Here is a 25846-nt window from a genome sequence, read left to right on the forward strand (position 1 = left end):
CAAGTTTGTCTACTCAGTTGCTATCAAGCTCGGCTAGACCGCTCGTGCTGGCCTCAGCACAACTCTCGCGTAGAGCAGCACCCAACTCGGCGACGGTAGGATGATCGAACACCACACCGGGGGCTATCTCGATCCCGAACTGCTTACGAATGCGTGCCACCAGCTTGATCACCAGCAAGGAGTGCCCACCCAGCTCGAAGAAATCGTCATCAATACCGATCTCATCACGACCAAGCAGCTCAGCCATGGCCTGACACAGGTTGACTTCCACGGCATCCCGGGGCTTCACCAAGGTTTTTCTTTCCGTTGTTTTTTGGGCCAAGGCTTCCAGCGCGGGGGTGTCTACCTTGCCGTTACCTAGGCGAGGGAAATACTCAACAGGGATAAAACGAGAAGGACGCATGGGCTCAGGCAGTAGCACAACCAGCTGCTCGCGAAGCTGGGCTTGGCCCTCAACGGACGTTACCTCGGAGTCAGCAATCAGGAACGCTACGAGTTCCTGGGTATCACCGCCCCGACCCATCAGGCGAACCAGGCTCTGCTTAATCCCTGGTTGTGCTTGCAACACGCTTTCTATTTCCGCCGGTTCGATTCGGAAACCACGCAGCTTGATCTGATCGTCGGCTCGCCCAATAAGGCGTACGCCACCCTCGGGCAGCACGCACGCTAGGTCGCCGGTGCGATAGAGACGCTCACTGGGAATGAAGGGATCTTCGACAAACGCGGAAGCATCGCTATTGAGATAACCCCGCGCCAGTTGGGCGCCGCCCAAATACAGCTCACCTACGGCACCGGTGGGGGTCGCGTGCAAATTATCGTCAAGTACTCGATAGCGGCAATTCGGCAGCAACTGGGTTAGCGGCAGCGGGCCCTCAACGTCTTGCGCCAGCGATACCGAGTGCACCATAACGCCCACCGTGGCTTCTGTGGGGCCATAGTGGTTGTATAGTTGGCACTCGGGCGAAATCCGCGCAATGCTCGAAAGTAAGGCAGATGAAGTTACCTCACCGCCTAAAATCAGCGTTTTCGGTAACCGGGGAGCTTCGCACTCCAGCAGGGCCTCCAGGTGGGAAGGCACTATCTTGAGCGCATCGATATCGGCCGCCGACATAAAGTGCGCAAAGTGGTCACCATCCTGCATATCGTCAGGTGCGGCGATCACGATACGGGCACCATTGAACAAAGCACCGAACAGTGCAGTATTGCCCAGATCGGTGGCCAGCGAGCCGGTCAATGCCCAGCGCTGGCATACCGATAGCCCCATGGCCTTTGTGGCACTGGCTACGTAATTGAGAAGTTGACCATGCTCGATTACCACGCCTTTTGGAGCCCCCGTGGAGCCAGAGGTATAGAGAAGGTAGGCCACGTCGCCGAGGTCCAGCTCTGGAAACGACAATGCGCTACCACCCGACTCTTCGACTTCTCTTGGCGAACCCACACTGCGGATGCCGGGAAGGGCTAGGGGCTCCGCCTCGGTGTTTTCAGCGCTTACTACTAGCGCGGGCTGGGCATCCTCAAGCACCCGACGTTTACGGGCTACGGGCCACTCAGGGTCGAGCGGCAGATAGGCGGCACCTACACGCCATACTGCCAGTAGCAGCACGACCAAATCGGTGGAACGGGGCAAATTAAGCGCTACGTAATCTCCACGCTTGACGCCCTGACCATCCAGCCACCGAGCGATATCATTAATGCGGGCTTCCAGTTGGGCGTAACTCAGCGTACGACCCTGCTCCTCAATGGCAATGGCATCCGGCGTCGAAGCCGCCCAGTCAGCGATATGGGCCGCTACGCTACGCTCACCCACGTCGAGCACACTGTCCTCAATCGACTGCAACGCCAGCTGTTGCTCAGGGGAAATAAGCGGCACCGAAAATAGTTTTTGCGCGGGATCGGCGAGGCCAGCCTGTAGCAGTGTCTGGTACTGACCCAGCAGACATTCGGACGCCGCGCGGCTATAGCATGATGGGTCGGTGTAGAGCATCGCCACTGCGCCGCTCTCACTGCGGTCAATATGCAAGGCAAGTTCAAATTCTGCTGATGGCCCAGGCAATGCTCGCAAGTGCCACTGCAAACCTGCCGTATTTAACTCACTCACTCCCTCCGAAAATGCGAACCCCGCGACTAGGTGGCGCTTATCGGGCAGCGCATCAATCGACCAATACTCTTGAGCCTGGGTATGCGCCTCTAGCTGCTCTGCTAAACGGGTAATCCAGCTAGAGAAGTCACTATCAGCGACACCTTCAACCAGCACCGGCAGCACCTTATCGAAGAGCCCGAATGCCCCTTGCATCACCTCGTAATCCTGGCGGCAGTCGTGTTGCCAGCCGCCCAGCACACACTCGTTGCTGCTAATCCTGGCGAGTAGCGCCCACCAGGCCGCCTGCAATACTACCTCTGCGGATACTTGAAGCTCATCTGCCAGGCTATCGATACGCGCTACTAGGTCTGGTTCGAGCGGACAGGCCACATATTCATGCTCTACCCGCACGTCATGGCGATTTGCCTGCATTGTAGGTAAACGGCATACGCCTGCCTGCTCGGCATGCTGCTGGTGGTTTTGCCAATACTCTCGGCCCTCTTCGGCGTCATCGTCGTTTTCAAGAGAAGCGCGCCACTCGATGAATTGGGAATATTGCAGCGCAGACTCATCGTCGGTTCCGCCACGCGGCTCATAAGCATCCACCAACGCCGAGAACAGCGACAGCAGACTGCCACGATCCGCCACCAACGCCGAAACAGCCAGTACTAATACCCAGGTTGTTTCACCCGTTTGCAGCAGCGCTGGACGCAGCAGCTCACCGGATTCTAGGGCAATGGGCCGGCGCTTTAGTGACTCGCGATAGTTATTAAGAAAGTCGTTGAGCAGCGCTTTCTTGTCACCGCTGCCGCGTAAGTCCTCATGCCGCCACTCAATGGCAGGCAGGTCTTCAAGCGCTTGGTGGCGCAGCCCACGATACCCCGCCACACTCTTCAGAGCCGTCGATAGGGCTTCATGCTGTTGCCTAAGGTCGCTCAGTGCTTGCTCCAGCCGCGAGCTATCAAGCGCACCCTGAATATCGACCACCATGACCTCGACCTGCGCTAATGCTGCCTGCTGTGTGTCACTTTCATTCACTTCCGCCGCCACCAACACTGCACGCTGTTCAGGGCTAAGCGGCCAATGGGCAAGGCTCTGCTGTTCCGTTATCGCATTCATTTATTGACTCCCAATACCCGTGACTTCATTGACCGACCAACTCGGCATCGGCACTTGCTCCTTGAGCCTCTTCCAGCGCCGAACGCTCATAGATGTCTCCCATCGCTACCACGATCTTGCGTGGCCCCTCGTAGGGATCCCGGGCATGGGCTGCTAACATGTTGTCGACCATCACCACATCGCCCCGGCGCCAGTCGAAGCGCACCGCGCAGGCTTCGTAGGCATCGCCGACAACCTTCATCATCTCGTCGCTAATTACGGAGCCATCACCGAAATAGACATTGCGTGGCAGGCGCTCCTGACCAACCATGCCAAGCAGGTCTTCTTTCACATCAGGCTCAAGGCAACTGACGTGGTGGAGTTGCACCTGATTGAAGAACACTCGGTCACCGGTCACGGGATGGGTGACTACCGCTGGGCAGCGCGTACGCGTCTGCAGTTCGTCATCACCCAACCACTGCCACTCAATTCCCCCTTCTTTGAGCCGCGCTTCAACCTCCTCCTTGCTATCGGTTTTGAAAAAGTCTCGCCAGCTCACGTCCAGGTTGCGGGTGAAGGTGCGCACATAAAGCAGCCCTTTGCGCTCGAACTCCTCCACCACATCGGCGGGCAGTTGGCGTAGCATCTCCCTGCAGTCAACGATCGGGGTGGCGCCCCCCACGGGAGAAGGGAATTCGCAGAAGAACAGTTGCTTGCGCGGCCAGCGCTCCAAATGCGAGCTTTCGTTGTGATAGAGAATCATCTGGCGTTCAGGATAGGGGGTTGAACGGTAGGTATTGCGCCCCCCTTCTTTCTTGGGCAGGTCACCATAGTTGCCGTAAAGGCCCGGCTGGATAGCCTCGGCAAAGGCTTCAAACTCTTGCGGTGTGGTCAGCCCAAAGTTACGGAACAGAATGCCTGCATGCTTGCGTAAGTTTTGCTCGATGAAGTCACGCTGGGAAGTTGCCCACGCCACCGCATCAAGGTCAGCGTCCGCCGCTTCGATCACGAGAGGAAAGACTCTTTTTTCATCGAGCAGCGCCGTTCGTATCGGTGAATCACTATTGGTCGAGGGGCGCGCACCTGGCTGGGATTTCAGGCTGCCAAGCTTGTTGAGTTTGGAACCTTTTGAAAGCTTGTTTTGCATAGCGTGTTTCTCCATTAGGGGTAAACGAAACTCCTCGACGGGCATGTTGGGAGCTTCCACGATCTGCGCTAGTAGCGACTGCCAGGCACCGGTTAAGTGCTCAATGGTTTCGCGTCGGTACAATGCGGTGGCGTAGACCCACTCGACTGATAGTCCGGTATCACTCTCATTGACGAATATCGCCATATCGAACTTCGACTCTTGCCGAGGCTGAGGCATTACCTCCACTTCCAAGCCCGGAATTGAGAACCGCTCGGTTGGCGTGTTTTGTAGTACGAAGAGGGTTTGTATCAGGGGGGAACGGTCGCGCTCACGACCAATCCCCGAAAGCTCGACAATTTTGTCGAAGGGAACATTTTGATGATCGAAGGCATCCAGCACGCTGGTCTGTACTTGCTCGAGCCAGTGGCCGAAATCAATCTGGCCATCAGACAAACGAGACCGCAGCGGGATTACATTGACAAAAAAGCCAATCAACGGCTCAACGTCGGGATGGCTACGGCCAGCGACATCGGTTCCCACAATCAGGTCGTGTTGACGGGTCTGGCGATGCATCAACAGCTGAAAACTCGCCAATAGAAGCGTAAATAGCGTGGTGCCACGCTGTGCGGCAAGCTTGTTCAACGCTTGTGATTGGTCTGGACTAAATGTCATGCTCAGGGCACTACCGGCATGCGATACTTGGCTAGGCCTAGCGAAATCCCCCGGTAGTGTTGAGAGCGGAGGAGCATCACTTAGATAGCGGCGCCAGAAGGTTGCGCTTTGCTCGAAGGCCTCTCCCGACAGTGCTTTCTCATGCCAAGCGGCATAGTCCACGTACTGAATACCAAGCTCGGGTAACCCAGACTCCTTCCCTTCCAACAATTCCCCGTACAGAGAGGCAAATTCCCGGACGAATACGCTCGTGGACCAGCCGTCGAAGACAATGTGGTGAATGACCAGGACCAGGGCATGCTCTTGTGCGCCAAAACGCAGTAAGCCCGCCTTGATTAAAGGGCCCGTGACAAGATCAAATGGTGTGTTCGCATACTCGGTGAAGGTATCTTGCAGATATCGCTGTTGCTCCCGTTCAGGAAGGTCACTGCAATCCAAAACAGGAAGTTCGATGTTTCGCTGATCCTCGATAACCGCGATGGGTTCATCACTCTCGCTTTCAGGGTAGTGGGTACGCAATGCTTCATGCCGCGCAACGATGGCATTAACGGTTCTTTCTAGAACCTCTATATTCAACTCCCCTTTCAGGGAAAACAGCGCTGGAAGGTTGTAGGCGGCACGCTCACGGTCGCCCGCCTGACTTGCCAAGCGATCAACCAGCCAGAGCCGGCGCTGGACAGGTGCCAAAGGTAGTTCCGAAGACCGGGAAATCGGCATCAGTGGATTCTGGATAGCTCCCTGACGAAAAGCCGAAGGCTTCGCTAACCGGCGCTCTACTTCATCAACCACATCACTAAAGCGCGGCTTTTCCATGACCGATCTGGTCGGGAAATCAATTGCCCAATGATCGCTAATGCGTGAAGCTAACTGCACCGCCGCCAGAGAATTACCCCCGCTAGCAAAGAAGTGGGCATCTTTTCCCAACGGCTTTTCCTTGCCGTCCCCCAGCACCTGGTGCCAGAGCTTCGCCAACGCCTGCTCCGTTTCGCTCCCAGCTTCCGCAGGCGATGGCGATGACTTTCCTCCGCCCTCAGCGTCACCATCACTGACAAAACGCCCAAAGGCGTGAATGGCGTAGGCATCCAGGCTACCCGCCTCCCAGCCTTGGCGGCAGGTGCTGCGCTGCAATTTACCGCTGGAGGTTTTGGGAAGGCCACCTGGGTTGAGCAGTAGCACTACCGAAAGCGGCTCATGGCAAGTGCTCCCCACTGTCTCGCTTAGCGCTTCAACCAACTTCTCGGCAGGCACTAGTTTCTGCATACCACGGGAGACTTCTGCCGCAACGCCGATCCCTTCGGCGCCTTCCGGCGTGGTCACGGCAAAGGCCGCCACGCGCCCTTTGCGCACTGCTTCTACTTCCGCCTCAACAGCGCTCTCGATATCCTGAGGGTAGACGTTATGACCGCGCAGAATGATCAGATCCTTAATACGCCCAGCGATATACAACTGCCCTTCGTGCAGAAAGCCTAGATCGCCGGTGCGCAGCCAGCGATCATCGCGGACGTCGTGGTTCTGTGCATCAGTATCATCGGTGCGCTGCCAACTGACCCCATCGCGGGTAACAAAGGCTTGCGCTGTTGCTTCTGGGTTCTGCCAATACCCGTGCGCCACGCTGGGCCCATTGACCCAGATCTCGCCGACTTCACCACTGGGCAGCGAGTGAAGCCCCTCAGGGTCGACAATATCGATAGCGTGACCGGGTTCCGGTGTACCGCAGCCCACCAGGGTGTTGCCTTCAACCGCTGAGGCAGCCTTTCCCTCGGCCAGCGATTGTTGAGAAAAAGCAGTACCCACCACGCCCGTACCGCGCGAATTACAGCTAACCAATAGCGTTGCTTCGGCCAAGCCATAACAGGGTGCTGCGGTATCAGCGGCAAAGCCCGCTGGGCGGAAGCGTTCGATAAAGCCCGTGAGGGTATCGTGGCGTACCGGCTCGGCGCCTGAGAACGCGACCCGCCAGCTAGATAAGTCGAGCGCCTCAAGCTGCTCGTCACGGATACGCTCAAGACACAGTCGATAGGCGAAATCGGGGCCACCACTAATGGTGCCCCGGTGGCGGGAGATCGCTTCCAGCCAGCGTACCGGCCGCTGTAAAAAGAAAGTGGGGCTCATCAATACCGCAGGGATACCGCGATAGATGGGCTGCAGCAGGCCACCGATCAGCCCCATGTCGTGGTAAAGCGGCAGCCAACTGACGAAAACATCGTCGGCACCAATCGAGAAGCCCGTCTCAATAGCACGCTCGTTCGCCATCAGGTTCCCATGGCTAACCATCACCCCTTTGGGAGTGGCCGTGGAACCTGAGGTGTACTGTAAAAAGGCGAGATCACCACGCTTTGGGCGATGCTCAATCCAGTGTTCAGCGCGGCTCTCATCTACGGCATCCACGGGGATCAGTTCGGCGCTGCCGAAGCCTTCGCTTGCAGATGCGACCACATCGATAATCGTTGTAGAGGTGAGCACACAGGCGGCCTGAGAGTCGGCGGCAATGGCGAGCAGGCGCGCCAGATGCTGCTGCTTGGCCGACTCTGGAGGGAAGACCGGCACGGCAATCACCCCGGCATATAGGCAGGCGAAGAACGCCACCACATAGTGTTCATCGTTATCCAGCAGGATCAAGGCACGCTCACCAGCCGGGAACCACTGCTGGAGCTCGCTGGCCAGGGCGCGGGAACGCCGCTCCAGGGTGGCGTAGTCAAGGGTGGTCTCACCTTGTGCGTTCACTACAATCAGCGCCCTGTCGCTGGGCCTTTCCCGGGCCAGGCGACTTAAATGCTCAACGAAGCTGTGGTTAACAACGTTATGGGACGGGTGGCTGTTCATCGTCTGGGCGTGCCTTATATTCATATGCGTACCTGCTGGAACTCCTGGCCGTTAGATGAGGCGTTATGTTTAGTCGTTGGAGAGGTTGCCGTGACCTTCCGCCATGGCGACGACGACTTTGCGCGGCCCTTTGAACGGCGTGCGTGCATGGGCGACCAGCATGTTGTCGAGCATCAGCACATCGCCTGCCTGCCAGGGGAACATCACCGTTTCGTCGGCCAGTACGCCGCGGATCTCATCGAAGATGGCATCGTCGATGGGGCTACCATCGGCAAAGAAGACGTTGCGCGGCATGTCTTCGGGGTCTAGCAGCTCTTCCAGCGACTCTCGCACCTCTGGCTGCAGGTTGGAGACATGGAAAAGATGGCCTTGGTTGAACCACACCTGCTCACCGGTGACAGGGTGAGTCTCTATGCTTTGGCATAACTGGGTAGTACGCAGGTCGCCATCAGGCTTCCACTCACAGCGAATACCCGCGCGCTGGCAGAATGCCTCCACTTCAGCGCGGTCTTCGGTGTTAAACACCTTTTGCCAAGGCATATCGAAATCGCCGTAGTTGCGTACGTAGAGAATGCCGGGGGCAAAGCGCTCGCGGATCTCTGCGGGCATACGGCGGTAAATAGCGCGGCTATCGGCTATCGGCGTCTCTCCACCTTCGGGGGAAGCGGTGACACAGTGGAACCAGATTTTCATCGGCCACTCGCGGGTGTAGGCCTGCTCATTGTGGAGGGGAATATGTTGATGAGCGGGATACTCGGTCGAGGTATAAATGCCTGACGAAACCGCTGAACGCGGTGTTGAGGCGAACTCATAGCTCAGCAGAGGATGACCAAAGGCGGCAGCAAACTGCTGAAAATCGTCCACGGAGGGAACATCGAAACCTCTTAGCAACACCCCACCGACTCTGGCCACCAGCGTCTCAATATCCGCGCGCAACTCGCCAAAGGCTTCCAGCAGTGGCTGCCCTGGGTAGGAGGGAGAAATCATAATGGGCAGCTCCGAATCAGCAGGCCCCTGACGTTTGGATATGGTGTTGGTTTGTTGCGTTGGTGTTGCGCTTTGGCTGTCCATTATTGATCTCCTAAAAAGTCGTTGAGTAGCGTTCGCCCTGGGCGCCATGGGCATAGCAGGTACAGTCCGAGTCGACATAGCTTTTGTCGACATAGCCCAGGGCAGCGGCATAGCCACTCGGCGCTGGCAGCGGCCATGCTTGCAAAGGTGATGAAATGGGAAGCGAGTGCTCAAGGTGATAGGTGCCTGGCGACCCTAAAGAGGAAGTGATCGAGAGCGCCTGCAAATGATCAGCGATGCCCAGGCCCAAGGCTTTGAGCACCGCCTCTTTAACCACCCAGCGCTCCATAAAGGGCAGTGCGATGCCGTCGCGTGCGTGGCCGAGCTGCTCACTCGGCGATAGCACCAGCCCTTGCAGCGGCGCCAGTTCGGCCTCGGGTCGGCAGCGCTCAATATCGACTCCCACCGCGCCGCCGGGAGCAAGCGCGATCAGGGCGACATGGCCAGAGTGGGAGACATTGAAAGCAGGCCCATCAGCGTTTTCCAACGCTGGTTTGCCGTAAGCGTTCTGAGTGAACACCAACTTGTCTGGCGCTATACCGGTGTGCGCTGATAGCAGTCGCCGCAGGGCCGCTCGAGTCGCCACGGCGCGTACGACATCGGCGTGACGGCGAAGCCGCTGGGCGCGCTGCCACTCGGCTCGACTCAGCAACCGATCATCTTCGTCAGCCACCGGGGCGTTCAGACCGAGCGATAAGCGCCAGACTCCAAGCCCCTCAGGAGCCCCTTCAGCTAACTGCAGGCGCTGCATGGGGCACCTCCTCAAGCCGTCGAGTCAGCGCCCGTTCGATAGTCTCCAGCACTTGTGCTTGCTGCTGGCGAATAAAGAAGTGCCCTCCTTCGAACCAGTCCAACGAGAACGCCCCGCCCGCTTCTCGCTGCCACGCTTCTAAACGCTCTCTTTCGATATCGTCATCGCGCCCTGCGAGTACCTGTAAGGGATAACCAAACGGCGACCCGCCGCGATAGCGGAAACTGCGGCAGAGGCGATAGTCCGCCGCCAACACATCAAGAGTGAGGCGCAGCAGTTCCGGGCTTTCGAACACTTCCTCTGGGGTGCCGCCCTGCTGGCGTAGATCCGCAATCAGGGCCTTGTCGTTATCAAGGCCCGCCAAGCGGTCTGAGTCGCGCATTGAGGGCGCCGCGCTGCCTGAGGCGAACAGCATCCGCGGCTGAGGTCGCCCTACATCGCGCAAGCGAGCTGCCATGCCGTAGGCCAACAACGCCCCCATGCTGTGACCGAACAGGGCAAAGTCGCCGCGCATCCGCGTTGCTTGCTCTTCGCACAGCCGCACGACCTGGGACTCGAAGTCATCGATGAGCGACTCACCCAGGCGCTCACCACGCCCAGGCAGCTCGACGGGATATACCTCGATCCAGGCGGGCAACTGACGCTTCCAGCGCAGATACATGGTGGCGCTAGCCCCGGCACAGGGCAGGCAGAGCAGTCTTAAACGCTTAACCTGCATCCACCTGCTCCGCCTCAGCGTTAGCCTGCTCATCCATCCACTGGCGCAGCGACAGTGGCCGCATATCAGTCCAGGTCTTTTCGACGTAGTCGAGGCAGGTTGGCTTATCGCCGAGTACGCCGGTATCGGTCCAGCCAGCGGGAATCGCTTTCCATTCTGGCCAGAGGGAGTACTGCTCTTCGTGGTTGACTAATACGCGGAAGACACCATCTTCACGATCAAAACAGCTTGTCATGGGACTAACCTCATCGTTGCCAAAGGAATGAGAAATAAAACGCAATTACTTCTCATTACTCAATGACGAGTGAGGCGTCAGAAAATTTAATGTTGGGGTAGGAAAATAGAAAAAATAAGGGGAGGGGCCGCTAGGGCGTAGGCATAGAATTACCTTTGCCAGACTAAGAATTGCACCAGTAGGAGGCAGCTTTAGCTCGCGACCATTTAGTTAGCCTGACAACCGAAGGAGGAGAGTAAAAAAAAACAGTGACTGATCAGTTGCGCTCATCACCACTTGGAATCATCCCCGTTAGCAGCCATAGCTGTTCGGCTTCACGAAATACACGGCGGTGCTGAGAAGAAGCCGCTAACCACGCATGAAGCGCCTCGCGATCAGCGTCGCTCAACGTCTCTTCATGCTCGCGCATCAGCCAGTCTAGCGCCGTTTGCCAAACGGCATCATCGCCGCTGTCGTTATCCATCGTTACTGTCAAACCTCGCTACTGCTGCCTGCTGAACACCTGTCTCGGGAAGCGTGTAATATTATCAACGCTATTTGCTGACAGTGTAACAAAGCGACAACAAAGAAGGGACGGAACGTGGGCTTACCGATCTGGCAACATCTGGCCTTGTAGCGACTGGCGGCAATGAGTCAGTGCATCGCGAATCATAAAATTAACTAACGTGGTGGAAATACCTAACAAGTGGGCCACTTCCCGCTGCGTATGACTTCCCGAACGATAGAGCTCAAAAGCGCGACGCGTACGCTCGGGCAGCTCGTCCAGCGCGTCCACCACCTGTGCCAAGGCCTGGCGGTCAATCGCGATCACCTCTGGAGAGTGTGACGCGTAAGAGGCGGCCTCCCCTTCCTCTTCTTTTGCAAACAAAGTTGACTCAAACGCCGAACGGCGGCAGCGGTCAATGGCGAGGTTGCGCACCACACGTGACACGTAAGATATGGGCTGCTTCACCTCAAAAAGCGTGGTTGCTTCCGAAATTTTTAGATAGGCGTCCTGCACGACATCATCGGCTTGATCAGCATTGCCCAATACTCTTGCGGCGACACAGCAGAGCCGGGGCCGCTGATTAACGAAGATATCTTCTAACTCAGCGCTCCAGGTCTGGGTATCCACAGCTCGGCCTCCTGCCTTGATTAACACCACGGAATAAATGGCAATAATTATTATTTGCGTTAGAGCCTGACAAGTCAACTGGTGAGAGCTAACTCACTTTTTATAACGATATGCTTGTTGATTTTTTTGTTGACTCAGTTAATAGCAACATGTAGCGGGGGCATCTCTCATACGCCAAATGCATAGATGATCTACCATTAAACCAACTTGACTCCTGTCATCTCCGCGTCATGAATGGCTAGTTACATTGAATGCATACAGTTTTTGCCATTCACTAAGGCACGATGAATGCCCAGGGGAAATACAATGCTCGATAGCAGTAACGACCTACTCGAAACGGTGAAGCAGGCGGCGTACGAGGCAGGTGCGCTGTTACGCGAGGGATATTCGCTAAAGGGCAGAATTGCCTTTGAGCAAAAGGGGGCGTCAGACTTTGTCAGCTACTACGATACGGCCGCCGAGAACATCATTATCGACTGTATCAACAGCGCCTTTCCCGATATCGCTTTCCTAGGTGAAGAGAGCGGGCTTACGCCCACCGATAGTGACTATACCGTCATCATTGACCCACTCGATGGCACCAGCAACTTTCTGCATGGAGTGCCTCACTTCTCGGTCTCCATCGCGGTTACTAAACGCGATGAGCTGATCATCGGCGTTGTCTATCAACCACTGCTTGATGAAATGCTTTGGGCCAGCCTTGGCACCGGCGTCTTCCTCAACGACACGCCGCTCACTACGCCTGAACCGCGCCCACTGAACGAGATGCTTATAAGCACCTGCCTGCCCTACCACGCTAAAGGCGACTGTACGACGGCCCTAGATCAACTCGCTGCCCTAATGCCCCAGGTGGCCGGTATCCGCAGTCCAGGATCGGCGGCGCTGGAAATCGCCTACACCAGCCTGGGCCGGTTTGATGCTTTTTGGTCTCAAGGCGCTAAGCTCGACTTTTGGGATATCGCCGCCGGCATTGTGATTGCCAGGGAAGCTGGCTACACCGTCACGGATCTCACTGGCGAGCCGAATCCCTCTCAATGGAACAGTTTACTTGCGGCGCACCCCGAGAGGCATAGACAACTGCTAGCGTGTTTAGCGTCTTGCTGATAAACGACCAACGTCATCTCTAACCACCTGAGACCTACCCCTTGCCTGCTTTCCCCAAGCGGCGTTTGCCATCTATCACGTAAATCTTTTCATTTTTTTGTTAAAAATGAGAACCATTAGCACTAGAATGGAGGCATTATCATCAACCCTATCTCCAGGAGTCATTCATGTTCGAGGTCAAAGGCGCCACCTTTGAAATCAATGGTAAGCAGATTTTAAATCCCATTGACCACAGTTTTCATGAGGGCAAGGTTTACGGCCTGATTGGCCATAACGGCTCGGGCAAGTCGACGCTGATCAAGCTCATGGCCCAGCAGCAGCCGGTAAGCCAGGGGGAGGTTCACTTTGATCAACGCCCGCTGAGTGACTGGGGAAATCGTGAGTTCGCCCGTCAGGTGGCTTACCTGCCCCAGCATTTACCAAGTGCAGAAAGTCTTACCGGACGCGAGCTAGTCGCCTTTGGCCGCTACCCATGGCACGGGCTGCTGGGCCGCCACACCCAGAAAGACAAAGATGCCATTGATCGCGCCATTGCCCTGACCCACACAGAGGCCTTTGCCGACCGCTTGGTCGACACGCTCTCTGGTGGTGAACGTCAAAGGGTCTGGTTGGCGATGCTACTCGCCCAGGGCAGCCGATTCCTGCTGTTGGATGAGCCGCTAGCGGCGCTGGATATCGCCCACCAAATCGAAGTGCTGGCGTTGATCCGTAAGCTGTGCGATGAGCTAAATCTTGGAGTCATTATTGTACTGCACGATATCAACATGGCCTCGCGCTACTGCGACGAGCTGATGGCACTGCACAGCGGTCGCTTACTGGCCCATGGCAGCCCGGGTGATTTGATGAGCTGCAGCACCTTAGAGGCGATTTATGGCCTACCGATGCAGGTCATGAAGCACCCCAACGGAGAGCACAATATCGCTGTTGCACAATGAGACGCTGCTTTCGCCATGGCTTTTTAGCGTTGGCCTGCCTTGGCACACTAGCATCCAGTGGAGTCGCTGCTTCAGCAAAGGTAGTCACCCTGGATTGGGCAATAGCCGAAACGCTGATCGCTTTAGATAATCCCCCCGTTGGGTTAGCAGAGATTCCCCAGTACCAGCGATGGTCTGGTGCCGAGCGATTACCGTATGGCGTTCTTGATGTCGGCCTGCGCGCTCAGCCCAATCGAGAGCTCATTGCTCAGCAGGCACCCGATTACGTCCTTCTCTCACCGCTGTTTATGCGGCTGATCGACCAGTTAAATACCATTGCCCCCGTCACTGCGCTGGGCACTTACCAGCTTGGCGATCCACTCTGGCAACGCCTGCAGCGCACAACGCATACCCTGGCCGCACTGAGCGGCAATCACGAGCAGGCGGTTGCAATGGTCGACACCATCGAAGAGGCCCTGGATCAACAAAAGGCGCAGTTAGAAGCGCAGCCGCCGCTAATGGTGGTGCAGTTTATCGATGCGCGGCACCTGCGAGTATATGGCGAAAACAGTCTATTTCAGTCGGTACTGGAACGCTTGGGGCTAATCAATGTTTGGCAACAGTCTACCAATCAATGGGGGTTTTCGACGGTGGCGCTGGAAGAGCTGTTGGCTTACTCCGATGCGACTATTGTCGTCGTTGAGCCGCTGCCTTTAGAAATGCGCGATGGGTTTGAGAGTAACGCGCTGTGGCAGCATTTGCCTGCGGTAAAAGAAAACCGCGTTGTTCGCCTACCGCCAGCGTGGAGTTTTGGTGGTTTTCCATCTGCAGCACGCTTCGCTGAATTACTCAGCGAAGCGCTATTAGCCCGTTAAACAAAGCCCTTTTAAAGGAAGCCCTCTAAAGAACACTCTGTAACGAAAACTTAGAAGTCCAGTGACGCCGAGAGTTTCACCGTGCGCGGCTCGCCTTGGGTCAAATAACCACCGGTTGCCGAGGCCCAGTAGTTCTCATCTGTAATATTTTCGATATTAGCGCGCCAAGTAAGCGTATTGCTGTTGAGCGGCATGGCATAACGTACACCGAGATCCCAGCGCGCCCAGGCGTCAACTTCAAGCTGATTGGCAGCGTCTAAATACTGGCTGCCATTACGCACCGCACGGCCACTGAGCGTCCAACCCGGGGCTTGTGGAATATCCCACTCGCTGCCTAAGACTAGCCGATAACCGGGCACCCCAACCGCATCGTTACCCTGGTTAGTTCCATCGTCAGTACGCGTCAGTTCAGGATCTATCCACATCGCACTGCTTAGCAAGCGCAAACCGTCTACCGGTTCACCATAAACGCTCAACTCCACACCACGATTCCGCTGTTCGCCGTAATAGCCATAAACGCCGGTTTCAGTGTTAATAAAGGCATTGGGTTGCTCAATTTCAAACAGGCTTAAGCTGCCACCCAGGTTACCCAGATCGAGTTTGGCACCGACCTCGTTCTGTTTAGCTTCGACCAAACCAATACTCTGCCCAGCATTTACCGCCGTGGTAGGAGCCGTATCACCCGGCTGTAATGCCTCAATATGGTTGGCGTATAGCGATAGGGATTGGGTCGGTTTTACTACAACGCCATACACAGGCGAAAGCCGCGTATCGCTGAAGTTGTTGTCAAAATCACCCTCATAGTCATAGTTGGTGACGTCGACTTCCTGATAGCGGGCGCCCAGGGTAAACAGCAGTCGATCATCCAGAAAGCCCAGCGTATCGGAAAGCGATACACCACTGTTGCGGGTGCGGCTACGTAGATTAGGATCATTCATATCCCCCCCTGCAAATACAGGTTCGCGCACCGAGATGTCGGAAGGCTGATAAATATTGGTGGGTAAACCAGGCGAAGCCATTTCATAAGCCGAACGAGTGGTGCGATAAACGCTAGAGTAGCCAAGATCCAACTGATGGCTAACCGCACCTGTATCGAATGCACCACGCAAACCAGCCTGCCCACCAATACTTTCAGCACGATAAGGCACTTCCATCTGGCCGATAGTGGATGAGCCGTCCACTGCATTAACCGTAGGCGTTGCATAAATGCCGCTTTCACGAGTGTCGTTACCACCCAGAGCCGCATAGGCAGTCCAACTGTCGGCAATATCGTACTCACCACGCAGCATCGCGAAGCTGGTCTCTAGCTCGGTATTGACCCACTCCGGCACATGGTTGCTACTTGCTGAGGGGGCACCTGGCACCCGGCTTAATCCGGATCCTACGCGTACCACTGGACGGCCACCGTTCACAGTATGACTTTGGTGACCGATATCCAACGAGGCACGACCACGCTCACCGCGATAATCCAGCCCAATAACGGCGGAGGTCGCACGTCGTTCTTCATCGTCAATCGCTGTGTCGCCGCGCCCACGCATGACATTAGCGCGCACGCCAAACTGATTCTCATCACCAAAACGCCGCCCAAGCTCGATGCCGCTTTCGACATAGCCGCTATCCGACACCCCAGTAGTAAGCCGATTGAGGGGGGCATCGGCGGCGCGTTTAGGCTCAATGTTAATAGCACCACCAACGCCAGAACCACTGGGCGAAACACCATTAGCGAAGGCGTTGGCGCCCTTAAATAGCTCCACACGCTCGGCAATATTGGTCGCGACTATCTGGCGAGGTAGTACGCCATACAGACCGCCGTAAGCAATGTCTTCGCCATCGAGTTCAAAACCGCGGATCTGAAACTTTTCAGCGTAGTTGCCGAAGCCAAAACCGCTTTGTACCGATGCATCATTGATTAACACATCGGCCAACGTCTCAGCCTGCTGGTTTTCGATCAGCTCAGCGGTAAACCCAATCACATTGAACGGCACATCGGCCGCATTGCGCTGCCCCCAGGTGCCAACGCGGGCACCGGCAGCCACTTGGCCACCGGCAAATGCAGGCGCCGGAGTATCACCTCTCGCGGTAGCCTCCCCGATCACCGTTACGGTCTCCAGCGAAGCACTGTCGTTGGAAGATGCTTGCGCCCAGACAGTGCAGGGCAAAGGGAGCGACCCCAGCAATACGAACGTGAACGTACGCCAGGAGGGAGAAGGTAGTGACATAGAGGGTTCCTCTTTAGATAAGAGCAAGCAGTAATATAAACAGCGATATGAGAACGTGAACTTTACATCAAAACACAATCATTTTCATTTGGGATAGAGACGCGTTTAACATACATAAGCTATTTTAGTGATATGCATTATCGTTTATGATGGTCTCAGCCTTATTTTTCAGTGCGCTGTGTCAAAACCTATGTGAAAGCCCTTGTTTGAAAGACCTGCGATGGAGCCCGCGATGCCCTCTGCTCTGCGTCAGCCACAACTGTTCGAGCCTTCGTTAGCGTCCTGCTACACCGGGCCGTTGGCGAACTTTACGCCGCCGTTAATAGGTGGAACGCCACCGCTGGAAGCGTTCAAAACAACCCGTTGGCGGAATGCCGATTGGCTCAAGGAGGATCTCTCCCGTTTCGCTGCACAGTACCCAGGCGGTGACCAGCGGGCAGTGGTATCGATCTGGTCGAAGTGGCACTTAAGCGCGCTAACCGTTCCCACACTAACGGCCAACCTGCTGCTTAACCGTGACCTGCCGGTGGGACTGGACGACATGCAGGTTATCTTTAACGACAAGGGCACCACCTCGCGGCTGTGGTTGCCCCACGAAGGCACGTCGATAACCACTCAAGATCCGTTTGAGCGTTTTGCTACCCTGATTGAGCAGCACTGGGCACCGTTGATTGAGCAATTAGCGGCTATCTCCGGCGCTGCACAGCGGGTGTTCTGGAGCAATGCCGGTGGCTATCTGGACTTTTACGTCAACGCGCTGGGCGAGCACCCGCTTGCCAATAGGCAGGCGTTTGAGGCCGCCAAGGCGCTGCTGGAAGCGCGCAACCTGCCCAACGGCAAGCGCAACCCGCTGTTTCAGCCGGTGCGTTACTTTACGCCCAAGGGGAGTGAGGAAGTTAAGCGGGTGCGCAAGCTTTGCTGCCTGCGCTATTTACTGGATGAGTTTGATACCTGCGGCACCTGCCCGCTAGAGGGCTGCGACCTGGAAGCGCGAAAGCGCGCCAAACAGGTCGCCCGTTAACACGTTAGTATTTTTAACACGGTTTAGATATTAATTTGCGCAACTGCATCTTCGCTTGCCCGCGCACGCTGCTCGCCTTTCAGCTCGCTAAGCTGCCCCTTCGACATCTCCAGCAACCGATCAGCGTGGACGAAGTAGCTGTCGTCATGGCTGATAGCAAACACGGTTTTACCCATTGCTTTCAAGTGCGGTAACAGCTCGCGGTAGAACAGCCGCCGGAACTGCGGGTCTTGATCCGCCGCCCACTCGTCGAGCAGCAAGATATCGCGCTTTTCGGCAATCGCCAGCAGCAACGCCAGGCGTTTACGCTGACCTTGTGAGAGCTGAGTGTTGATGACGCGATCACCCTCCCACTGCAATTTATGCTGCATCTGCAGTCGCTCAAGCCAGGTATCAACGACCTTCTGGTCAGCAGGTAGGCCTTCAGGGCCCATGGTCTGATCAAACTGGTGGAAATCGGTAAACACGCTGGCAAAGCGAGCACGGAACGCTTCCCACTGAGCAGCAGTAACAACCTCGCCATCAATCTTAATGGTGCCGCTTTGGGGGCGGTATAACCCCGAGAGTAGCCTTGCCAGGGTCGACTTACCGCTGCCGTTGCCGCCGATCAGAAACACCTGCTCACCGCGCTCTAGGGCCATATTGAGTGGCCCCACCTGGAAGCCCTCGCCCTGGGCAGTGTCCGGGTAATGATAAGTGACTTCCTCCAGCTCCAGACGCTGCCAATCAGCCAGCGTATCGTCGACGGCAAAGCTTGATTGGTACTCGGCTAGCTCCAGGCTGCTCAATTTATCAAAAGCGACCTGGGCACTGATCAGCGTTGGCCAAGCGCCCACCGCCTGAATCAGCGGCGTACGCAGGAATAGCAGCGTCAATGCAAAGGTGGAAGCCACCGTGGTACTCGCCCACCCCAATCCATTAGAGAGGAAAAACACCACCCCGATGGCGCCCAACATCATAATGTTAGACCAGTTGTTAGCGCTTAAATGGTAGGTATCGGCGCGGATAATGTGGTGACGGTAGTCACGGGCATTGGCGGTATAGCGCTCGTCATAAAAGCGCCGGGCACGGTCGCGGTTGAGCGCCAGCTCTTTGCGCCCTTCAATGGCCGCCTGGAAATCTTTATACAGACTGTCTTCGCTTTCACGCACGAGGCGAAAATGGCGATACACCCGCGACACCAGCACCCAACCCACGCCCATGGTGAACGCGATCCACAGCACGGTGATCACCACCATTTGCGGCGAAAGCCATGCCAAATAGGCCACCGAGGCAAGCGTTAGCACCACGCCCTGAATCAGCTCCGGCAGACGCACAAAGCCAATGGTGATGTTGCGCACATCGCTGGACAGACTGGCCAGCAAGGTGGCGTTGCCCAACTGCTCCAAGCGCTCAATATCGGTGTCGAGAATCCGCTTCACCAGCCGCGAGCGTAGGTCAAACACAAAGTGGTGCCCCAACACGGTCAGCGCTAATTGCGTACTGAGTGTGACCGCCAGGAGCACCGCCAGCAGGCCGAGAAATTGCGGCAGCGCCGCCATACTGCCTACTTCGATAAGCCGCTGGTTGATAAAGGCAATTACCCCGACCCCTAAGCCAGCGCTCAATAGGCTCAAAGCAATGGCGCCTAAAAAGGGCCAGCGGTAGTGATGAAATACTAAGCGCAGCAGTTCCATGGGGCTCCTTGCCTTCCTGTAAAGAGCGCTGAAGTCTAACAGCAGCGCCTCTCACCAAGAAGACGTCATTCATATTGGGTGGCAAACGAGCAGCGACAGAGGCCTGACAAAGAGTAGTCTGAACCGGAACGCTATTCCTAAGAGCTATTCCTAAGAGCTATTCCTAAGAGCTATTCCTAAGAGCTATTCCTAAGGGCGATTCCGAAGGGCTATGTCAGATGGTTATCCCAGCGGAGTTCCAGACTGGCGACCAGTTGGGGTGTTGCCGAGCCAGGTGTTACTCGGTAAAGCCCGCCCTGGCCGGAGGAGACCAGAAAGCCGCCGTTGCCGTCGCAGCGGGCGCCGGCGGCGTCGGGCAGCGCCAGGCTGGCAATAAGCTTGCCTTGCGCGGTATCCAGCAGCAGTACCCGGTTGCCGCGGGGTGCGGTGACTAGCACAGTGTTAGAGATACGGCTAAACGCCACGCTGGCGGTGTATTGGTTCAAGCTGGCAGTGACGTCCTCGGGCAGCGCCAGCTCAGAGAAGTGCCCGTCGGCAGCCAGACGACAGATCAGCGGATGGGTCTCCCACTCGGGCCCTTCAAACTGGTAGCCAGCGATCACGGTACCGTCCGCCGCTACATCCAGATGACGACAGCTGAGCTGGTGGTGCGAAGGTTCGTGACGGGCCAGAATCTCACCGCTGTGGCGATCCAGCAGCATCAGCGCTGGTGCCATGGTATCAAGATTGAGTTTAACCCGGCCATAGTCAGGATGAGTCTTGATCCCCCCCAAACCAATCACCAGTGTGTCACCATCCGGCATCAGCCTAAGCTCATGAGGCCCGATACCACCCAGCGGCATATCGCGCACATGGGCGTAGTCGTTGGCAGCGTCGTAAACGCGCACTAGCCCGGCGCTGTCCTCCAAACGATTGGCGGTGACATACAGATAGCGCCCGCTCAGGTCGAAAACGCCATGCCCGTAGAAGTGGTAGCCCTCCCCGGCCGCAATGGTGTGGGCTAATTGGCGGCTGTCCCCATCGATCACATGCATCCGTGTGCCAGGGCGGCGAGCAAACAATACCGCCTGGCGAGAGTCGGGCCGCAGACAGCCTCCATGGCAGCGCTCGGGTACTTCGATCATAAAGCGGGTCTGACCATCCAATGCCACCCCGGCGATGTAATGCCCTCCTCTGGGGTCGTCTACCGCGCTGAACAGCCAAGCGGCTTCCTCCCGCGCGGGCAGCGCCCAACTCAGCGGGGTCAGCGCCATGGCGACGCTGCCCAACCCTACTTTGAGTACTTGGCGTCGCTGCATGGTTCAATCCCCATCGCTGGAGTTAAAGCCTCGTACCAGCCCCAGTTCACCAGCGATCTCGTTACCCAGTAGATGGCGTAGCTGGCTGATGTCGAGGTAGAGCGACTGCAGACCGCGAAACGCCTCTTCGTCTTCAAGGGAAGGCACCAAGCCCGGTGGCAGTTCGCTGGCCTGAACGAGTGTCTTATCCAACTGATCACGAAACGCCTCGGCGAGCGGCAGCGCATCGGCCTCGCGCAACAGCGCGGTGAGCCCCGGCAAGAAGCCGGTACGCAGACCCTCCAGGCTGCTCTCTACCAATCGAACCGTTTGTCCGCTTCGCCACGCTTCCGCCAAGTAGCCGTTGGCGGGTGCGCCTTTAAGGCCCATGGGCTCACCGAGCCGTTTATCTTCGAGTATTTCGAGAGCCTGGATGGCGCTCGCCAGCGTGGTCTCCGTGTAGTCAGGAGTCTCAAGATAGTGCTCGCCAAAGGCCTGCCAGTCGCGATGCAGCGCGCTTGTGGTATCAGCAAGATGCGTGGTGATGGCCTGCATCAGCGAGCAGGCTCCAGGGTCGCTCAGGGCCTGTTCGTCCATGGCGTCGTCATAAAGCAAGTATTCAAGGGCGGGAAAGCCTTGAATCGCCACGCTGTCACTGGCGATATCTTGGGCATCCGGGGCTTCGGCTGCCTTCAGCCAGCCGCGCACCTTGCTGCCCACCAGGTTTTTACGGTCTGGCCAGAATTGCAGTTGCCAGCCTCGGCTATTCTGCTCGACCGGGCCGAACTGAATAAAACGCACCGCCTGCCAAGCTTGATAGGCGCTCAGCCAGTCATTTTCCAGCCGCTGTCTGAGCGCTTCGTCTGGGCTCTGGCAAAAGCGTGCGGCGCTAGCTTCCAGGCGCTCGGAGGCGGCGCTCAGCTCAGCATACTGAAGTTCCACCGCGCCGTGCCACATTTCCCGCGGCGTAGGGGTGTCCGTAGCAAAAGAGAGCGGCGTCGCGAGTAGCGCGCAAGCCAGCAAACTCAGGCGGCGAAGAGATGCGATCACGTTAACTCCTTAACAGTAATGACTTACAGGGATTCAAGGAAACGTATAAGTTCCGCTCGCTGGTCAGCGGGCAATGCGCGATAGCCCTGGGTAGCGCTTTCTGCCTCACCACCGTGCCAGAGTATCGCCTCTTCCAGAGTGCGGGCGCGACCATCGTGGAGAAAACCAGCCCGGGGGTTAACCGTTTGCGCCAAGCCGATGCCCCACAGCGGCGGGGTGCGCCATTCGCGGCCATCGGCCTGGAACTCGCTGCGATGATCAGCCAGGGCATCGCCCAGATCGTGGAGCAGTAGGTCGCTATAGGGCCATATTTCCTGATTGGCTAGCGCCGGACGGGCAGCATCCGCAGCGGTGCGATGGCGCGGCGTATGGCAGCTCGCGCAGCCGAGCGCGTTAAATCTCTCAGCGCCCTGTTTCACCGCTGGGTCATCCATATTGCGTCGCATCGGTACCGCCAAGCTGGAGGCGTAGAAGGTCACGAAGTCGGCCACGTCATCGCTGACCTCAGGCGTGCCACCGTTAGGAAAATCATCGCACCCCTGGCTCTCCATGCAGTCGGTTTGTGGCACCAGACTGGAGGTCAGCCCCATATCCCCGGCGAAGGCATGCAGGCCCTGCTGCTCAATGCTGGGCTCTCCGGCTTTCCAGCCGAAACGCCCTAGCACCGTGGTGCCACTGCGCACATCCCACACTTGGTTGTAGCGGCCGGAAATTCCGTCGCCATCGTCGTCTGCAGGGTCTGCGGCAGCGATAAGGTCAGCTTCAGGAATCGCTTCTAGCAGGCCCAGGCCAATCATTGGCGGTGCCAACCGTGGCGAGGTTTGCAGTGACTCCGGCAGCTCTCCGTAAGCGGGCTCGGCAATCGAGTAGAGCGGCTCCTGCAAGGTGACGCTGGTGCCATCGGTGAAACTCACTTCCCGAGGACGATACTCAATCACCAGCTTGGCCTCGGGCTTGGCACCGCTAATCGCCGCGGTTTGGAGCTGCAAACCGTAGTTAGGTACCGGAAGCGCCCCCCGCTGCTCCAGTGTTTCTGGATCCGCTTGGCTAGCGGGTAGCGAGAGGCGTAAAAATAGTGCGATGGGGTTTTCGTCGCCGGTGGGTGGGTGCCCCCGACCATCTTTAAGGTGGCACCCCTGGCAGCTATTGGTATTGAGCAGCGGCCCCAGGCCATCCCGGGCCTCGGTGCTGGCGGGCGCCGCCACCCAAGGGTTGCGAAAGAAGCTGTTACCGACGCTGAAATCCAGCCGCTTGGTCATCGACATATTACCCAACGGCAGCGAATAGGCGTTATGGTCAAACTGCTCCACCGAGCCATCGCCACCACTCATGGGCGTCGTTTGAATGGGATAATCTTGGCTAGGTGGCGCATTTTGTATAGGTGATTCGGCTGCCTGCAAGGGCACGGCCAACAAGAACAGTAAGAAACTGCTGTGGGCTAATGTGCTGGGCACCCACTTGGCTAGGACAATAAACCGGGGTAAGCGGTACATGGTGATACCTTGAGAAGGAAGATACTGACAAAACCAACAGAGCCGCGCGATAGCAACACTATCGGCGGCTCATAGTAGACGCTAGTCCGCTCTAGAACCGGTGACCGGCATCATCAGGCTGTAGGGAGGTCACGCCCAGTTCACCTGCGGCCTGTTCGATAGACCCTGTTTGCGCCACCAGAGAGAGAATCGCCTCGTTGATCAATTCACTGCCCTGCTCGTTACCCGGCGCAATCATCATATCGAATGCCATCGGCGAGCTTTCCGCTTCAGCCGCCTGCTTGATAGCATCAAGCCTCGCCATGGTGGCTTCAAGCTGCGCACCAAGGGTGTCGGCTAGCTCGCTATCTGCTTGAGACAGTAAGTCTTGCAGCGAAGGCCCCTCTACCACACTGCCATCAAGGCGCTGATAGCTGCCGGTGTAGATATTCTGAACACCCTGGCCGTTGTAGTAGTGAGAGTTGTGGGTATTGTCACTGAAGCAGTCGTGTTCATCCTCAAAAGAGTTGGCTTCCAGCGCTACCTTCATGCGCTCACCCGCCAGCTCGCCAAGCGACAGCGAGCCCATGCCAAACAGCATGCGGCGCAGGCCTTCCTGATCGCTCTCCGCCAGCAGCTCCTGGCGATAGTTGCCTTCAGTTTCCGGCGCCCACTGGGCCACCATCCACTCAAGGTCGTCAACGAGCAGGTCGGACACCGCGTCCAGATAGCTGCGGCGGCGATCGCAGTGGCCATGAGTGCAGTCATCGCCGGTTTGGTAATCACTCACCGGTCGTTCGCCGTTGCCTTCCTCAAAGCCATGCAGATCCTGCCCCCAGAGCAGAAACTCGATGGCGTGATAGCCGCTGGCGACGTTAGCCTCCGAGCCGCCAATTTCATTCAGGTCGGCGAGTAATGCTGGGGTAATGTCGCTAACGTCCAGAGTTTCGCCGCCGACAGTGATTTGCTCGTTGGCAATAATATTAGCAGTGGCGCCTTCGTTACCCAACTCATGCTGGTAGTCGTCGCCTTCGACATAATCGATCATGCCTTCGTCCAGAGGCCAGGCGTTGAGCTGTCCTTCCCAATCGTCCACCACCGCATTACCAAAACGAAACACTTCGCTCTGCTGATAAGGCACCCGCGCCTGCAGCCAGGCTTGCTTGGCTGCGCTCAGGGTTTCGGCCGTGGGATTGGCGAGCAATTCGTCGATACGCTCGTTCAATGCTTGGGCAGCATTCAGTGCATCGGCGTAATTGGCATGAGCCAGATCGGCGTAGTGTTTAACCACGGCGTCAGCGCTAACGGTGTCAGCAGCAGCGGTGTCGACAGCAACTGGGGCAAAAGGCATCAGCGCGCTAAGCGCAACGATGCCAGCAAGAGGGCGACGGAGCATGATGGCGGGCATTACAGTGTCCTTTAGGCTGTGGCATTACAGAAACTACTCACATAAAGTGCTAGGCAACCCGAGAGGGTTTTGGTGCTCTAGCCCTGCCTGAAATGTAATTCATTGACCTATGAGATTCAATCCTATTTGAGCCTAAATAGAGAGCACTACGCCGTTTCATCACCATTTTTTGCTCTGTGTCACTTTTTGCTGCCTTGGGAAAACCGACATGCTGGATTATAAACTGCTTCATGCCTTGGCAATCGTGGTGGAGTGCGACGGTTTTGAGCGCGCAGGCGATGTACTGGGGCTTTCGCAGTCAGCTGTCTCCCAGCGCATTAAGGCACTGGAGGTTCGCCTTGGGCAGCCGGTGCTTATACGCTCTCCTCATCTAGCGCCGACCCCTGCGGGTCAGCGGCTGTTGACCCATTACCAGCAAGTACAGCTATTAGAGCGCGACCTCCGCGGCTCCCTACCCACGCTGGATGACCAGGCACCGCGTCTGCGGATTGCTATCAATGCGGATAGCTTGGTCACTTGGTGGGCCGAGGCCGTTGCCACGATCTGCCAAGAGGAGGGTTTACTGCTGGATTTGGTGATTGAAGACCAGGATGTCGGACTCAAGCGCTTGCGCGATGGCGATGTAGCGGCCTGCCTGTGCGCCACACCACAACCGATAGCCGGTGCACGCAGTGTTGCGCTGGGAGAAATGCGCTACCACCCTTTGGCGACACCGGCTTATATCGAACGCTACTTTCCAGAAGGCCCTTGCAAAGAGAGCTTTCAATCCGCGCCAGCCATCGTCTTCGGCCCTCACGATCAGTTGCAGCATCGCTTTCTTGCTCAGTGCGGCTATCACGGCCACTTTCCTTATCACCTCTGCCCATCTTCAGAAGGGTTTGTGCGCTTAGCCACAGCCGGGGTCGGTTACGGCATGATGCCTCAGTTGCAGGTCGGCGAATTAATGGCCAGTGGCCAACTAGCCAGTGTTGCTCCCGGTCATTTTTTAGCAGTGCCCTTGTACTGGCATTTTTGGCGCCACAGCGGGCAACTCATTCAACGACTTACGCAACATTTAAGTCGTGCTATGACTTAAGCATGAGAGTTTTCAACGTTTCCTTTCACTAAAGCCAACTACACTCAAAGAGCTTATCGTACGG

At 56.9% G+C, this 25846-nt stretch carries 19 protein-coding genes; 5 read left to right on the forward strand and 14 right to left on the reverse strand.

Going from position 1 to position 25846, the window contains the following annotated elements; translation table 11 throughout:
• Positions 1-13: 13 nt before the first annotated feature.
• From ACW17M_RS12675 to ACW17M_RS12710, 8 genes are all read right to left on the reverse strand, one after another.
• Entirely contained in the window at positions 14-3199 is a 3186-nt protein-coding gene (locus ACW17M_RS12675) for a non-ribosomal peptide synthetase (RefSeq protein ID WP_457547557.1), read from the reverse strand.
• Between the two features lie 25 nt (positions 3200-3224).
• Positions 3225-7826, reverse strand: a complete 4602-nt coding sequence (locus ACW17M_RS12680; protein WP_457547558.1) for a condensation domain-containing protein — start codon at positions 7824-7826, stop codon at positions 3225-3227.
• Between the two features lie 45 nt (positions 7827-7871).
• Positions 7872-8873 carry a TauD/TfdA family dioxygenase gene (locus tag ACW17M_RS12685; RefSeq protein ID WP_022522941.1) on the reverse strand — a complete coding sequence of 334 codons (1002 nt, stop codon included), beginning with the start codon at positions 8871-8873 and terminating at the stop codon, positions 7872-7874.
• A gap of 10 nt (positions 8874-8883) precedes the next feature.
• A complete protein-coding gene (locus ACW17M_RS12690; RefSeq protein WP_051051965.1) occupies positions 8884-9624 on the reverse strand; it encodes a 4'-phosphopantetheinyl transferase family protein in 741 nt (246 codons plus the stop codon).
• Positions 9602-10342: a thioesterase II family protein gene (locus tag ACW17M_RS12695; RefSeq protein ID WP_039858929.1), complete on the reverse strand. Its 741-nt coding sequence runs from the start codon at positions 10340-10342 to the stop codon at positions 9602-9604. The genes ACW17M_RS12690 and ACW17M_RS12695 overlap by 23 nt, the downstream gene beginning before the upstream one ends.
• Positions 10332-10577 carry an MbtH family protein gene (locus ACW17M_RS12700; RefSeq protein ID WP_022522944.1) on the reverse strand — a complete coding sequence of 82 codons (246 nt, stop codon included), beginning with the start codon at positions 10575-10577 and terminating at the stop codon, positions 10332-10334. The genes ACW17M_RS12695 and ACW17M_RS12700 overlap by 11 nt, the downstream gene beginning before the upstream one ends.
• 256 nt (positions 10578-10833) lie before the next feature.
• Positions 10834-11052 carry a FecR/PupR family sigma factor regulator gene (locus tag ACW17M_RS12705; protein ID WP_230804654.1) on the reverse strand — a complete coding sequence of 73 codons (219 nt, stop codon included), beginning with the start codon at positions 11050-11052 and terminating at the stop codon, positions 10834-10836.
• 111 nt (positions 11053-11163) lie between these two features.
• Positions 11164-11691, reverse strand: a complete 528-nt coding sequence (locus tag ACW17M_RS12710; protein WP_233973851.1) for an RNA polymerase factor sigma-70 — start codon at positions 11689-11691, stop codon at positions 11164-11166.
• A gap of 306 nt (positions 11692-11997) precedes the next feature.
• On the opposite strand from ACW17M_RS12710, the gene ACW17M_RS12715 reads away from it, so the two are divergent.
• The 3 genes from ACW17M_RS12715 (at position 11998) to ACW17M_RS12725 (ending at position 14584) form a co-directional block, all read left to right on the forward strand.
• Positions 11998-12795: an inositol monophosphatase family protein gene (locus ACW17M_RS12715; RefSeq protein WP_457547559.1), complete on the forward strand. Its 798-nt coding sequence runs from the start codon at positions 11998-12000 to the stop codon at positions 12793-12795.
• Positions 12796-12962: 167 nt separating this feature from the next.
• Positions 12963-13730, forward strand: a complete 768-nt coding sequence (locus ACW17M_RS12720; protein ID WP_027957190.1) for an ABC transporter ATP-binding protein — start codon at positions 12963-12965, stop codon at positions 13728-13730.
• Positions 13727-14584, forward strand: a complete 858-nt coding sequence (locus ACW17M_RS12725; protein ID WP_457547560.1) for an ABC transporter substrate-binding protein — start codon at positions 13727-13729, stop codon at positions 14582-14584. The genes ACW17M_RS12720 and ACW17M_RS12725 overlap by 4 nt, the downstream gene beginning before the upstream one ends.
• 50 nt (positions 14585-14634) lie before the next feature.
• Here ACW17M_RS12725 and ACW17M_RS12730 read toward each other — a convergent pair whose 3' ends face one another.
• Positions 14635-16803 carry a TonB-dependent receptor gene (locus tag ACW17M_RS12730; RefSeq protein WP_457547561.1) on the reverse strand — a complete coding sequence of 723 codons (2169 nt, stop codon included), beginning with the start codon at positions 16801-16803 and terminating at the stop codon, positions 14635-14637.
• Positions 16804-17035: 232 nt separating this feature from the next.
• Between ACW17M_RS12730 and fhuF the strand changes: the two genes are divergently transcribed.
• Positions 17036-17824: a siderophore-iron reductase FhuF gene (fhuF, locus tag ACW17M_RS12735; RefSeq protein ID WP_457547562.1), complete on the forward strand. Its 789-nt coding sequence runs from the start codon at positions 17036-17038 to the stop codon at positions 17822-17824.
• A gap of 23 nt (positions 17825-17847) precedes the next feature.
• On the opposite strand, the gene ACW17M_RS12740 is transcribed toward fhuF, so the two are convergent.
• From ACW17M_RS12740 to ACW17M_RS12760, 5 genes are all read right to left on the reverse strand, one after another.
• Positions 17848-19500, reverse strand: a complete 1653-nt coding sequence (locus ACW17M_RS12740; protein ID WP_009286897.1) for a multidrug ABC transporter permease/ATP-binding protein — start codon at positions 19498-19500, stop codon at positions 17848-17850.
• Between the two features lie 209 nt (positions 19501-19709).
• Positions 19710-20798, reverse strand: a complete 1089-nt coding sequence (locus ACW17M_RS12745; RefSeq protein ID WP_027957192.1) for a DUF1513 domain-containing protein — start codon at positions 20796-20798, stop codon at positions 19710-19712.
• Positions 20799-20801: 3 nt separating this feature from the next.
• On the reverse strand, positions 20802-21827 hold the full coding sequence (locus ACW17M_RS12750) for an imelysin family protein (protein WP_009286895.1): 1026 nt from the start codon (positions 21825-21827) through the stop codon (positions 20802-20804).
• Between the two features lie 23 nt (positions 21828-21850).
• Complete coding sequence (locus tag ACW17M_RS12755) at positions 21851-23320, reverse strand: di-heme oxidoreductase family protein (protein WP_233973857.1); 1470 nt, start codon at positions 23318-23320, stop codon at positions 21851-21853.
• 91 nt (positions 23321-23411) lie between these two features.
• Positions 23412-24707 (reverse strand): imelysin family protein, encoded by a 1296-nt coding sequence (locus tag ACW17M_RS12760; RefSeq protein ID WP_138799719.1) that lies wholly within the window; start codon positions 24705-24707, stop codon positions 23412-23414.
• Between the two features lie 208 nt (positions 24708-24915).
• Here ACW17M_RS12760 and ACW17M_RS12765 point away from each other — a divergent pair, with 208 nt between their 5' ends.
• Entirely contained in the window at positions 24916-25782 is an 867-nt protein-coding gene (locus tag ACW17M_RS12765) for a LysR family transcriptional regulator ArgP (RefSeq protein ID WP_027957195.1), read from the forward strand.
• Positions 25783-25846 lie beyond the last annotated feature (64 nt).

The sequence above is a fragment of the Vreelandella sp. 2A-K22 genome (assembly GCF_054065485.1).